This window comes from Acinetobacter sp. N1-1, from assembly GCF_056711485.1.
In genome coordinates this window covers 449365-463320 of sequence record NZ_JBWXUO010000012.1, presented here as the reverse complement: position 1 = coordinate 463320, position 13956 = coordinate 449365, and the positions used below count along the sequence as shown (strand labels likewise).

The following is a 13956-nucleotide window of genomic DNA, read 5'->3' as shown; positions in this document are numbered from 1 at the left end:
AGTATGTTTATTTAACTTTATTTCTGCTGATATGCTACTTGTCCATAAACATAAGTAGTATGAATATTACGGTCATCACCCATAGTAAAGAGTGCGAATAAGCGGTCTTCAATATCTTTTGCTTGAGATTGTCTAAGTGCTTGTAAAGCAGTTGCATTGAGGTTAATGACAACACAGTCCGCTTCTTTACCAATATTGAAGTTACCTAGTTTATCATCTAAATGTAGTGATTTTGCCCCACCGAGAGTTGCGTGATATAGCGATTCAAATGCAGAAAGTTTGTCACCTTGAAGCTGTTGTACTTTATACGCTTCATTTAGGGTTTGTAATTGTGAAAATGAAGTCCCTGCACCAATGTCTGTACCAAGTCCTACCTTAACTTGTTTATTCCAAGCTTGTTTTAAAGAGAATAAACCACTGCCTAAAAATAAGTTAGACGTTGGACAGAATGCAATTGCGGAATCTGTTTTATGCATACACTGCCATTCATCTTCTTCAAGGTGAACGCAATGTGCAAATACAGAGCGACTACCTGTAAGCCCATAATGATCATAGACATCTAGGTAGTTTTTTCTTTCAGGGAAAAGTGATTTAACCCATGCAATTTCATCTTTATTTTCACTGAGGTGTGTATGCACGTATACATCAGGAAATTCTTGTTTTAACTGTCCTGCCTTTGTTAGTTGTTCGGGGGTAGATGTCGGTGCAAATCTTGGTGTAATTGCATAAAGTGCTCTGCCCTTACCGTGCCATTTTTCAATGAGTGTTTTACTGTCTTGGTAAGCTTGTTCAGCAGTATCGCAAAGGTCTTCAGGTGCATGACGATCCATCATCACTTTTCCTGCAATGAGGCGCATATCTACTTTTTCTGCTGCTTCAAAAAGTGCATCTATAGATTGAGGATGTACTGTGCCAAACACTAATGCTGTAGTTGTTCCATTCTTTAGGAGTTCTTGAACAAAGAAAGCAGCAATCTTGTCTGCATATGCTTTATCTTTAAATTTTAGTTCTGTTGGAAATGTATAGGTATTGAGCCAACTTAAAAGTTGTTCGCCGTATGCACCTACCATTTCAGTTTGTGGATAGTGGATATGTGTATCAATAAATCCGGGAACAATCAGTTGATCTGGATAGTGCTGAACTTGAATATTTTTAGATAAGTGCGCTTGTCCATCTTCCCATGAGCCGAACCATGTAATTTTTCCTTCTGATGTGATGAGTAATCCATCTTCGATATAACGAATATGATTTTGAATATCACTTGCTTGGTTGACTGTATGAGTAATATCTAAAAAGTTACCACGAATAGCAGAAGGTTGTGGAGAAGTTGTAAAAGACATTTGTCGCTCATCTATATTGTTTTTTCAATAGATTGTAACGTATTTTTATAGTAGATAGATTGGAAAAAAAGATAAAAAAAGCATGCAAGAGGCATGCTTTTTATAAGATTGTTATGATATTTTTTGATTTTTGTCATAACGTAACGAAAGAATCGTTGTAATGATTAAGACAATAGCAATTACACCTAAAGATAACCAGATTGGAATATGGAAGTTAAACATTAACATCAGCATTTTAAAGCCAATGAATATGAGAATGACGCCAAGACCATAAGGTAGGTAGTGCATCTTTTGTGCAGCACCTGCCAAGAGGAAAAACATTGCACGTAATCCTAAAATTGCCATAAGGTTTGCACTGAGCACAATAAATGGATCACTTGTCACTGCAAAAATTGCAGGGATTGAGTCAACTGCAAAGATGATATCAGATACTTCTACAAGAATAAGTACAATCAGTAATGGTGTAACAAATAATTTACCCTTTTCACGAATCGTAAATTTGTCTTCACGTAATGTCGGAGTAATCGGTAATTTTTTTCTTAACCATTTGAGAAGTTTCATGTCCTCAATATCGGGGTCTTCATCTTGTCCTTTTAAGAATTTATACCCTGTATAGACGAGGAACGCACCGAAGATATAAAGAATCCATGAGAATTCTTGAATGAGCCATGCACCAATAAAAATAAAGATGGTTCTTAAAACGATTGCTCCAAGTACACCATAGAGCAATACACGGCGTTGTAAAATAGGTGGAATAGCAAAAGCAGAGAAAATCATGAGCCAAACAAAAACATTATCAATCGCGAGAGATTTCTCAAGAAGATAACCTGTGATGTATTCTAATGTTTTTTGGTTCGCAACTTCTGTGCCAACGGTATTTTGTAAATAAGCCCAGAGTCCACCTGCAAAGAGCAATGCCACAGTGACCCATGCAGCACTCCAAATTCCTGCTTCTTTTAATGAAACACCTTGTGATTCATTGGTGGTATCTTTTTGTTTAAAACTTAAAAAGTCGACAAGTAACATGACAGCGACAAGGCAAAAGAATACCCCGTATAGCCAAACGTTTCCGATAGAGTCCATTTTTACTCCTTCATCTTGCATTTGGCCACAAAAAAACCTTGACCAGTTGCCAGATGATTTTTTATCTTCTGAGACAACATGATCAAGGTCTTGCCTACACTGTATATTTACAGTGCTCAGATACCGACTTTGTTTTAACAAAGTGTAATGACGATACCTGACACTTAGTCATTGACTAAGCTTGGAAGAGGCTACTCCCCTTGTTCAATTCTGTTTGGACTAAATTGGTCCAATTCGAATATATTGGCACATTTATAATCAATTTAAAAGCAAATATTATTGATTTTTTAAGGCTCTAATCAGCTTCTGATGTAAGCCACCAAAACCACCATTTGACATAATAATAACAGCATCTCCTTCATGGGCATCTTGCACGACATGTTGAATGATTTCATCGAGTGAATGACTTACATATGATTTATTTTTAGATGCATCTACAATTGGCTGTAAATCCCAGTTAAGCCCTTCAGGCTGATACCAAATTACGTCATCTGCAAGTTCTGTTGCATGAGCAAGGTTTTGTTTATGAGCCCCCATACGCATTGTATTTGAACGTGGCTCGATCACTGCCCATAAACGGCGTTTACCTAGTCTTTTACGTGCACCATCAAGTGTAGTTGCAATTGCTGTTGGGTGGTGTGCAAAGTCATCATAAACTTCAATACCATTAATGGTATCTAGAAGCTCCATACGGCGCTTTACACCACCAAAGTTAGATAATGCCTCACATGCTTGTGCAATATGAATCCCTACATGTTTTGCAGCAGCAATTGATGCCAAGGCATTTGCAACACTGTGTTGTCCTGTCATCGTCCAATGTACTTCACCAACTTTTTCTTGGTTTTGATACACATAGAAATGAGACCCATCTGCTTTAATGAGCTCTGCATATATTTCAGCATCATGATTTGGTGAGAGCGCCGTTCTTGTCACAGGTGTCCAACAACCTTGTTTGAGTACGTCATCAATATTTGATTCGGTAATCGGTGCAATAATTTTTCCTTCACTTGGAATAGTGCGTACAAGGTGGTGGAATTGTTTTTGAATGGCGGCAAGATCATCAAAGATATCTGCATGGTCAAATTCTAAGTTATTTAAAATTGCTGTTTTAGGGTGGTAGTGAACAAATTTAGAGCGTTTATCGAAAAAAGCAGAATCATATTCATCTGCTTCAACAACAAAGTATTGCCCACCTCCTAAACGTGCGCTGTGGCTAAAACCGAGAGGGACACCACCAATAAGAAATCCAGGATTTAAACCTGCTTGCTCAAGCACCCATGCAAGCATGGTTGTTGTGGTTGTTTTGCCATGCGTTCCTGCAACAGCCAATACATGTTTACCTTGTAATACGTGCTCTGCTAAAAACTGAGGGCCTGATGTATATGGAATACCTTCATTGAGCATGTATTCAACAGCATCAATACCTCGAACCATTGCATTACCGACAATGACTAAATCAGGTCTTGGGTCTAAATGCTCACGATGGTAGCCTTGCATGAGTTCAATACCTGCATTCTCAAGCTGTGTAGACATAGGGGGGTAAACATTTTGATCTGACCCTGTCACTTTATGCCCTAGATCTCGTGCAAGCAGTGCCAAAGAACCCATGAATGTGCCACAAATACCTAAAATATGCAGATGCATGATTTAATTTTCTCCAAATCTTATACTGTTCTTTTCTGATGTGAACATGAATAAAGTGCTGATATTAATTGAAGAAACCATAGCAAGGCTATTATAGAAAAGATAGTTATAATTGGTGAAGAAAAGCTGAAATAGCAACCACTACAATAGTTTAATGTAGCAGTTACAAGAAGATTTATTATTTTTCTTGGTAGTGAATGACTGTGCGAATAGATTGACCTGTATGCATTAATTCAAAAGCATCATTAATTTTTTCAAGTGGCATGGTATGTGTCACAAATGGTTCAAGCTGAATATCACCTTTCATTGCATCTTCAACCATAGTAGGCAATTGGCTGCGACCTTTAACACCCCCAAAAGCAGTTCCTTTCCAAGTTCGTCCTGTTACGAGTTGGAATGGACGGGTTGAAATTTCCTGCCCTGCACCTGCAACACCAATAATGACTGACTGTCCCCAACCACGGTGAGCAGATTCAAGTGCTGAACGCATAACATTCACATTACCAATACATTCAAAAGAGTGATCGACCCCCCACCCTGTCATTTCAACAATCACTTGCTGAATGGGTTGATCAAAATCTTTTGGATTGAGAAAATCTGTTGCACCAAATTCTTCTGCAAGTTTGAATTTTTCAGGGTTAGTATCAATAACAATAATTCGACCAGCTTTTGCCTGACGTGCACCTTGTACAACAGCAAGACCAATACCACCTAAACCAAAGACAGCAACACTATCACCTTCTTGTACTTTGGCAGTATTATGAACAGCACCAATCCCTGTTGTTACACCGCATCCTAAAAGACAAACTTGCTCATGGTTGGCTTCAGGGTTAATTTTTGCAAGAGATACTTCAGCAACAACCGTATACTCACTAAATGTAGAACAGCCCATGTAGTGGTAAATAGGTTTACCTTCATAAGAAAACCGTGTTGTACCATCTGGCATAACACCTTTGCCTTGAGTTGCTCTTACCGAAATACATAAATTTGTTTTTCCTGATTTACAGAAAAGGCACTCTTTACACTCTGCTGTATATAAAGGAATAACATGGTCGCCAGGTTGTAAGCTCGTTACCCCCTCACCAACTTCAACGACAACCCCTGCACCTTCATGGCCTAAAATTGCAGGAAATATACCTTCAGGATCATCCCCAGAAAGTGTGAATGCATCGGTATGGCAGACACCTGTATGACTAATTTTAACGAGTACCTCACCCTTTTGAGGTGGAGCAACATCAACTTCTACAATTTTTAATGGTTCGCCTGGTCCAAATGCAACAGCGGCACGAGATTTCATCTTAACTTTTCCTATAGTTTTTTAAAGTATTTAAGCTTCTTTAATCCAATGAAGATAAGGATTAATTCTTATGTACTAGACTATTATGAATTATAGCTTTCCAACTATATGACTTTATATATTTCCTATGGTGTATGCAGTACAGATTGTTTATAAATCATAAAAATATCTATTCATTATTGATTTATAGCGAACAATATTTCTTATATGCGGCGGTTGGGCACTGTCTAAAAAACGGTTATACTTGAAGATATTATCATTACTTGTAATGAGTAATTATTAACCCTCCCTTATGCTTGGAATTTTGAATGAACATGGCTAAAGTTGAAGCTACACCATTAGTTGGAATTATTATGGGGTCCCAATCTGATTGGGCAACGCTTGAGCATACTGCAAAAATGCTTGAACAACTTGGCGTACCTTTCGAAGCTGAAGTTGTTTCGGCTCACCGTACACCAGACCGTTTATTTGAATATGCTGAAACTGCACGTGAGCGCGGTATTCAAGTTATTATTGCAGGTGCAGGTGGTGCTGCGCATTTACCAGGCATGTGTGCGGCAAAAACAGATTTACCTGTGTTAGGTGTTCCTGTTAAATCTTCTATTTTAAATGGTGTAGATTCGTTACTTTCAATTGTTCAAATGCCTGCGGGTATTGCTGTAGGTACATTGGCAATTGGGCCTGCTGGTGCAACAAATGCTGCAATTATGGCAGCACAAATTCTTGGGTTATCTCAGCCTGAAATTGCAAAGAATGTTGCACAATTCCGTAGTGCACAAACAGATAAAGTCTCAAGTAACAATATTCCTGGAAATGTCTAATTAGGGGCTGAAGTATGGATAAAACCATTGGTATTTTTGGGGGTGGTCAGCTTGGTCGTATGATGGCTCAAGCAGCTTTGCCACTGAATATTCAGTGTGTATTTTATGAAGCAAATACTGATTGTCCCTCTGCTGCATTAGGCCCTATTTTTTCTAGTAAAGATAATTGCTTAAACGACTTTATTCAAAGTGCAGATGTATTCAGCTTAGAGTTTGAAAATACGCCTTTAAATGAAGTTGATGAGTTGTTGGCAGAAGAAAAAAATATTCATCCTCCTCGTACAGCATTAGCAATTGCACAAAATAGATTATCTGAGAAAAATCTATTTAAACGACTAGATATTCCTGTAGCACCTTTCTTAGCTGTGGATAACTTGGAAGATATACACAGCGCTGTAGATAAGTTAGGTCTTCCGATTGTACTTAAAACAGCAATGGGTGGGTACGATGGAAAAGGACAGTTTGTTCTTCGTTCAAAAGATCAAATATTAGAAGCATGGGGTGAATTAGGAGAGGCTAAACATCTTATTGCAGAGAGTTTTGTTGAATTTTCTAGAGAAGTTTCAATTATTGCGGTAAGAGGTCAGGACGGCGATGTAAAAACTTGGCCATTGGCTGAAAACCATCATCATCAAGGTATTCTTTCTCATTCTATTGTTCCTGCTCCAAATAGTGATGATTTGCAACCGATTGCACAAGAATATATTACAAGACTACTTAATCATTTAGATTATGTTGGTGTACTAACTTTAGAACTATTTGTCACACCTCAAGGTCTATATGCAAATGAAATGGCACCAAGGGTACATAATTCAGGGCATTGGTCTATTGAAGGTGCTATTTGTTCACAGTTTGAAAATCATATACGTGCAGTTGCTGGATTACCACTAGGATTAACGGCATCTATTTCTCCAACGGTGATGATTAATATTATTGGTAAACATCCTAATGTAGCTGAAGTCTTGTCTTTAGAGGGTGTACATCTTCACTTATATAATAAGTCTGAACGCACAGGGAGAAAATTAGGTCATATTACATTAATGCCTAAAGACCCTACACAATTAACTACTTTATGCCAAAAGTTAGCGAAAATCTTACCTGAGCCATTGGCGCTTACAGAAGATATGACAATTTAATTTTCCTATATAAAAAAAGCGGCTTATATAGCCGCTTTTTTTATATAGGAAAATAGATTTGAATTTAAAGTATGTGTTTAGCTTTAGGAAAATACTTTTAATTTTGAATAAGTCTGTGGATATCTTTTTTAAATTCAAAGTTACCATTTTTATAATAGATTTTTTGGAATATCTGCTATTTTATACAAAAATTAAATTCAAAAAATTAGGAATTTTATGGATGAAAAAGTCTTTAAATTTATTGATGTTACCGCTTATAGCATTATCTATTAATTCGCATGCCGATCTTATTTTTCATTCGGGAGAGAATATAAATTCAGCATCAGCACCTGTTTTGAATTCAAATATGCAAGATGAAAACAAAAATATAGATAATTTAAATTCAAACTTTAAGCAATGTTTAGCGCAGTTAAAGCCCCTTGCGTTGAATACAGGAATACAGTCAGATGTATATGATAGATATACACAGGGAATTACATCTGATTATTCGATTTTAGATAAACTAAATTATCAACCTGAATTTTCAACACCAATCTGGGATTACTTATCAGGTCTGGTTGATCAAGAACGTATTACATTAGGTCAAGAAAAATTAAAGCAATATCAATCGACTTTAGATCGTGTTCAGATGATTTATGGTGTACCACCTGAAGTAGTTGTTGCTGTCTGGGGAGTTGAGAGTAATTTTGGTAATATCACAGGAAAATATCCACTACTACAGTCATTAGGAACATTAAGTTGTGAAGGTAGAAGGCAATCATATTTCCGTGGTGAGTTTTTTGCAGCCATTCGGATTTTACAACGTGGTGACTTAACGGAAAACCAATTAACAGGTTCATGGGCAGGAGCATTTGGTCAAACTCAATTTATGCCATCTACTTATGAAAAGCTTGCTGTCGACTTCGATGGCGATGGACGTAGAGATCTGGTTTCTAATACACCTGATGCTTTAGCATCTACAGCCAACTTTTTAAAACAATCGGGTTGGCAAGTAGGTATGCCGTGGGGCTTTGAAGTAAATGTACCCTCAAATTTTGTATTTAGTAATGAAGGAAGAAGAAATAAAAAACCATTATCTACATGGATGTCGCAAGGTATAGTACGTGTAGATGGCAGTCCTCTTATACAAGGAAATCTTACAGATACAACGATGGCAGGTTTGCTAATGCCAGCAGGTCAAAATGGTCCTAAATTCTTGGTCTTTAGAAACTTTGATGCAATATATAGTTATAATGCTGCAGAAAGCTATGCTTTAGCCATTGCTTATTTATCAGATCGTTTGAAAGGTGCGCCTCCAATTATGACAGCATGGCCAACAGACGACCCTGGAACTTCAAGAGCAGAACGTAGAGAAATACAAAATTATCTAATTTCTAAGGGGTATGCAATTGGTGAACCTGATGGTTTGATTGGGGATAAGACTCGCCAAGCAATTCAGCAAGAACAACAAAAATTAGGTCTAAAACCAACTGGGCGAGCAGGACAAATATTTCTTAAAAAAATTCGGAGCCTACAAGCCAGTCAATTATTAGATTCAGGAACTTAATTTATTCATTAATGGAATAACATACTGTGCTGTAAGTGGTGCAATAGGTACTGTGGCATGCTGTTGTGGATGAAACCAAATTAAATCCTCGATTTCTGCACAAGCCACAGGATTTCCTGAAATTTCAACTCTATATAAATAAGCTTTTAATAGATAACCTGTTTCATTTGCAGCTTGTGTGTGAAACTCACCTAAATATTTTATAATATTTGCTTCTACGCCAATTTCTTCTTTAATTTCACGAATAATTGTAGTTTCAGGGTTTTCATGGGGTTCTAGCTTTCCACCTACCTGCATATAGAAATTTGTATTTTTTTTGCGCACCAATAATAGTTCTCCTTGCTCATTGGTAATAATAGACGCAGCTACAGTAATTAAGTTCTTTGTATTCATAAATAGTTACCTATACTTACGTTGTAATTAACACTAAATAACATTCTATTACTTAAATTAACAATCAAAATATTATTAATAATCAATAATATACATAAATTTGATTAAAAAAAATACTTTTGTAAGTAAATGCTTACATCTAATTTTTCAATAATTGCTTATTCTGTATTTGCCCAACAAAAAACAACCAAAAAATAATTATAAACATAAATATATAACAGAGGGTGGGCAGATAAACCTCTCTATGAAAATAGAGAGGTTTATCTTATTGTAAGATGTAAAAAATATTATGCCTCTTTATCTATATGATTTTTAAATATTCTACGACCTGTCATATCTACAATATATGCAATTAAACATCCAACTGCACAAAAAAGAATACGTAATAATGCACCATGAAATGTATTATGTGAAACATCATAAACAGTAACAATGAGTAATCCTGATAAGGCAATACCACAATATTCTGCATGTTTTAGAAGAATACATGTGACTGTTGTCAGTAGAATACCAACAACAAGTAGTAAATATTCAATATTAATATATGTGTGTTCTTTAGAGAGTTGTGAAACGAGTAGCCAAATAATTACCCCAATGCTAGAGCCAATTAGATTTCCAGTGACTTGATTAAAGTTTACAGGATTATTGCTATCATATTGAATAGTAAAAAATGCAGTTAACGAGCTCCATAAAAAGAAATTAGAAACATGATCTTTATCTATACATATAGCAAGTAGAGTAACAATCATTGCACATGCAAGAATTTTTAGAATATATAAAATTTTCGCTTTTTGTTCATTAGTGAACGTCATATTAAATATTCAAAACTTTTGTTATTTCAGCAGATAGTTTACCTAATTTAGCTATAAAAAAACCGTGCGAGATGCACGGTTTTTTGATTTTAAGAAATATTATTTCTTATCATCTTTTACTTCTTTAAATTCAGCATCTACAACGCCATCATCAGCTTTCTTTTGATGAGCAGCACCTTCTTGGTTAAATGCATTTGGATCAAATCCTTGTGCACCACCTTCAGCGCCTTGTGATTGTTCATAAGCACGTTGAGTGATTGGCATTAAAATGTTTTGTAAGCTTTCAGTTTTTGTTTTGATTGCTTCAGCATCATTTTCTTTAGTTACTGCTTCAAGTTCAGAAACAGCAGTATTTACAGCAGTTTTTTCATCTTCAGTAACCTTATCACCTAAGTCTTTTACAGCTTTATTCGCACTAGAAATTAAAGCATCTGCTTCATTGCGTGCTTTTGCAAGATCTTCAAATTTACGATCTTCTTCAGCATTTGCTTCAGCATCTCTGATCATAGCTTCTACTTCTTCATCAGATAAACCAGAGTTTGCTTTAATTTGAATAGACTGTTCTTTACCAGTGCTCTTATCTTTTGCAGATACTTTTAAGATACCATCTGCATTGATGTCGAAAGATACTTCAATTTGTGGTACACCACGTGGAGCAGGTGGAATATCACCTAATTGGAAGTTACCCAACAGTTTATTTTGTTGAGCCATTTTACGCTCACCTTGATAAACTGCAATATCAACCGCTGGTTGGTTATCTGCTGCTGTAGAGAACACTTGTGATTTCTTCGAAGGAATCGTTGTGTTCTTTTCAATGATTGGCGTAAGTACACCACCCATTGTTTCAATACCAAGTGTTAATGGTGTTACGTCAAGAAGTAGAACGTCATTTTTATCACCAGAAAGTACAGCACCTTGAATTGCAGCACCCATTGCTACTGCTTCATCAGGGTTTACATCTTTACGTGGCTCTTTACCAAAGAAATCTTGTACTTTTTGTTGTACAAGTGGCATACGTGTTTGACCACCAACCAAAATAACATCTGAAATTTCACTGTTTGAAAGACCAGCATCTTTTAGTGCAATACGGCAAGGTTCAAGTGTACGTTCAACAAGGTCAGCAACGAGTGCTTCAAGTTTTGCACGTGTTACGTTCAATACTAAGTGTTTAGGACCAGTTGCATCTGCAGTAATGTACGGAAGGTTAATTTCAGTAGCATTTGAAGATGAAAGTTCAATTTTTGCTTTTTCAGCTGCTTCTTTTAAACGTTGTAGTGCAAGAGGATCATTTTTAAGATTTACATTTTGCTCTTTTTTGAACTCTTCAACTAAGTAGTCAATTAATGCTGTATCAAAGTCTTCACCACCTAAGAATGTATCACCATTTGTAGATAGTACTTCAATTTGTTGGTCGCCATCTAAGTCAGCAATTTCAATGATAGATACGTCAAATGTACCACCACCTAAATCGTATACAGCAATTTTACGATCGCCTTCTTTTTTGTCCATACCGAACGCAAGCGCAGCAGCAGTTGGCTCGTTAATGATACGTTTTACATCTAGACCAGCAATTTTACCAGCATCTTTTGTTGCTTGACGTTGTGCATCGTTAAAGTATGCAGGTACAGTAATAACAGCTTCTGTAACAGCTTCACCTAAATAGTCTTCAGCAGTTTTTTTCATTTTTTTCAAAATTTCTGCTGAAACTTGTTGTGGTGCAAGTTTTTTATCGTTTACTTCAACCCAAGCATCGCCATTGTCTGCTTTTACAATTTTGTATGGCACAAGACCAATATCTTTTTGTACAGCAGAATCTTCGTAACGGCGACCAATTAAACGCTTAATTGCGAATAATGTGTTTTTTGGGTTAGTTACTGCTTGGCGTTTTGCACTTTGACCAACAAGTGTTTCACCATCTTTATATGCAATGATAGATGGCGTTGTGCGTGCGCCTTCAGCGTTATCAATTACTTTTACTTTTTCGCCTTCAAGTACTGCAACACATGAGTTGGTAGTACCTAAGTCAATACCAATAATCTTAGCCATTGTATGTGTCCTCTAAAAATTATTTTGCAATGTTTTCGCTTGTTATTCGATATGAGAGTGAATCTAATTTTTTCAAGCAAAAAAATTAAAAAAATTAAAAAACTCTCTAATATTAGTTAATTATTGACCAACGGTAACCATTGCAGGGCGGAGTAGACGACCTGACAATGTATAACCTTTCTGTAAAACATTTCCAATTTCACCAGCTTTGGCCTCTGGATCAATGCCCACAGCTTGGTGGAATTCAGCATTAAAGCCATTTGCAGTATCTACAGCAGCAATTTCATGCTTTTCTAACGTTGTAATGAGTGACTTTAATGTTAGTTCTACACCTTCAAGTAAAGGACTTTTTTCTTCGCTTGTTGCTTGAATCGCACGCTCAAGATTATCTACAGATTCAAGTAAGCTTTTTGCAAATTTTTCTAAAGCAAATTTTTTCGCAGTATCTGCTTCACGTTCAACGCGCTCTTTTACTTTCTCTGATTCATAAATTGCATTTGCAGCTCGTGCTTTTTCAAGCTTTAAACTTTCTTCAAGTTTTGTAATCTGTGCTTGTAAATCTTCTACGCTCACATCAACTTGCTCATTATTTTCTTCAGTCTGTACATTTTCCTGTTTTTCTACTTCAGGTTGACTGTCTTGAGCTTGGTTTTTTTGCTCGTTCGCCATTGATGATCTCCGTTTAAAAAGTTTTTCAAACATGTACAGTCCTTGGTTGGCATCCGCTCAGTCTTGAATACTTGAACAGGCATTATGCTGAACTGCCATGGAGGTTTGTAAAATAATTAACTAAGAGGTATGGGCGCACTATTAAAATTCAAGAAGGAAATTACATTAATTCGCAAATTAAATCGTATATTTATCTTTTTCTAACAACTTCGGTAAATTCTCTTGAATAAAAGTGATGAATTTTTGTGAAATTAAAGGTAAATGATGGCGTGACGTATACACTAAGGAAAGCATAATATCAGGTGCAGTATACTCAGGTAATATAACTTTTAAAGCACCATCTTTTAAGTCATCCTGTACAACATAAATTGGTAGCATTGCAATGCCACAGCCTTGTACACACATTTTATGTAATGCCAAAACATCATTACTTTTAAATGTACTTTTTACAGGATAGTTTTGAGGTTGTTGATCACTATTAATAAATGTCCATGTGCTTAATTGGGCATAATGAACAATACAATCATGCCGAATTAATTGATTGGGATTTGTTATTTTTTCAATTTTCCCTAGAAATTTAGGGCTTGCACAAAAAATTGATGGAATAGGGCATACAGGTCTTGCAACTAATCCATCTGCAATATTTTGAGAAATTCTAAAGGCAATGTCTATGCGGTCTTCAATTAAATCTATCGTAGATTCACTCAGTTGAATATCAAACTCTACTTTAGGAAAATGCGTTCTAAACTTAGCAATACATTCATCTACGCCGATTTGAAATAAAAAACTGCTACAAGAAATACGAATCATACCTTGATATTGTTCATGTGCAGACAGGCTATATAACAAGTTTTGTTGCTGTAATATATTCTCACAATAAACTAAAGCTTTCTCTCCTGAGGGAGTGAGAGAAATTTTTCTTGTGTTTCGTTGAAGTAATCGTGTTGAAAATGTTGTTTCAAGATGCTCCAAGTAACGTGAAACCATTGCCCTAGAGTAATTTAAATGTTCGGCAGCCTTTGTAAAACTTCCATATTGATGGATAGTTACAAAAACTTGTATGGCCTTTAGCGTATCCATAATAGAATTATTTCTTAATATGAAATAAACCATCTTAATTGAAGTACTTTAAAGTACATAGAAGAAGATTAAAATAAATACCTTCATAA

12 protein-coding genes are annotated in these 13956 nt (G+C 36.0%); 3 read left to right on the top strand and 9 right to left on the bottom strand.

The window, feature by feature from the left end:
• Positions 1–17: 17 nt before the first annotated feature.
• The 4 genes from guaD to AC1MPL_RS02440 all read right to left on the bottom strand — a co-directional run bounded on the left by guaD (position 18) and on the right by AC1MPL_RS02440 (position 5364).
• The gene (gene guaD, locus AC1MPL_RS02455; protein ID WP_479763966.1) at positions 18–1340 is read right to left on the bottom strand and encodes a guanine deaminase; all 1323 of its coding nucleotides are present in this window, start codon (positions 1338–1340) and stop codon (positions 18–20) included.
• A gap of 111 nt (positions 1341–1451) precedes the next feature.
• Positions 1452–2423, bottom strand: a complete 972-nt coding sequence (locus tag AC1MPL_RS02450; protein ID WP_479763964.1) for a TerC family protein — start codon at positions 2421–2423, stop codon at positions 1452–1454.
• Positions 2424–2699: 276 nt separating this feature from the next.
• Positions 2700–4067, bottom strand: coding sequence for a UDP-N-acetylmuramate:L-alanyl-gamma-D-glutamyl-meso-diaminopimelate ligase (mpl, locus tag AC1MPL_RS02445; RefSeq protein ID WP_479763963.1), 1368 nt, complete (start codon positions 4065–4067; stop codon positions 2700–2702).
• 178 nt (positions 4068–4245) lie between these two features.
• The gene (locus AC1MPL_RS02440) at positions 4246–5364 is read right to left on the bottom strand and encodes an S-(hydroxymethyl)glutathione dehydrogenase/class III alcohol dehydrogenase (RefSeq protein ID WP_479763961.1); all 1119 of its coding nucleotides are present in this window, start codon (positions 5362–5364) and stop codon (positions 4246–4248) included.
• Between the two features lie 308 nt (positions 5365–5672).
• Here AC1MPL_RS02440 and purE point away from each other — a divergent pair, with 308 nt between their 5' ends.
• The 3 genes from purE to AC1MPL_RS02425 all read left to right on the top strand — a co-directional run bounded on the left by purE (position 5673) and on the right by AC1MPL_RS02425 (position 8867).
• The gene (purE, locus tag AC1MPL_RS02435; RefSeq protein ID WP_479763959.1) at positions 5673–6185 is read left to right on the top strand and encodes a 5-(carboxyamino)imidazole ribonucleotide mutase; all 513 of its coding nucleotides are present in this window, start codon (positions 5673–5675) and stop codon (positions 6183–6185) included.
• Positions 6186–6199: 14 nt separating this feature from the next.
• A complete protein-coding gene (locus AC1MPL_RS02430; RefSeq protein ID WP_479763957.1) occupies positions 6200–7321 on the top strand; it encodes a 5-(carboxyamino)imidazole ribonucleotide synthase in 1122 nt (373 codons plus the stop codon).
• A 220-nt stretch (positions 7322–7541) separates the two neighbouring features.
• Entirely contained in the window at positions 7542–8867 is a 1326-nt protein-coding gene (locus AC1MPL_RS02425; protein WP_479763955.1) for a lytic murein transglycosylase, read from the top strand.
• On the opposite strand, the gene AC1MPL_RS02420 is transcribed toward AC1MPL_RS02425, so the two are convergent.
• The 5 genes from AC1MPL_RS02420 to AC1MPL_RS02400 form a co-directional block, all read right to left on the bottom strand.
• Positions 8856–9260: an NUDIX hydrolase gene (locus AC1MPL_RS02420; RefSeq protein WP_479763953.1), complete on the bottom strand. Its 405-nt coding sequence runs from the start codon at positions 9258–9260 to the stop codon at positions 8856–8858. The two genes, AC1MPL_RS02425 and AC1MPL_RS02420, sit on opposite strands and share 12 nt — an antisense overlap.
• A gap of 287 nt (positions 9261–9547) precedes the next feature.
• The gene (locus tag AC1MPL_RS02415; protein WP_479763951.1) at positions 9548–10072 is read right to left on the bottom strand and encodes an aromatic acid exporter family protein; all 525 of its coding nucleotides are present in this window, start codon (positions 10070–10072) and stop codon (positions 9548–9550) included.
• A 99-nt stretch (positions 10073–10171) separates the two neighbouring features.
• Entirely contained in the window at positions 10172–12118 is a 1947-nt protein-coding gene (gene dnaK / locus AC1MPL_RS02410; protein ID WP_479763949.1) for a molecular chaperone DnaK, read from the bottom strand.
• A gap of 120 nt (positions 12119–12238) precedes the next feature.
• Positions 12239–12787 (bottom strand): nucleotide exchange factor GrpE, encoded by a 549-nt coding sequence (gene grpE / locus AC1MPL_RS02405; RefSeq protein ID WP_479763947.1) that lies wholly within the window; start codon positions 12785–12787, stop codon positions 12239–12241.
• Between the two features lie 177 nt (positions 12788–12964).
• Positions 12965–13867: a LysR family transcriptional regulator gene (locus AC1MPL_RS02400; protein WP_479763945.1), complete on the bottom strand. Its 903-nt coding sequence runs from the start codon at positions 13865–13867 to the stop codon at positions 12965–12967.
• Positions 13868–13956: the final 89 nt, after the last annotated feature.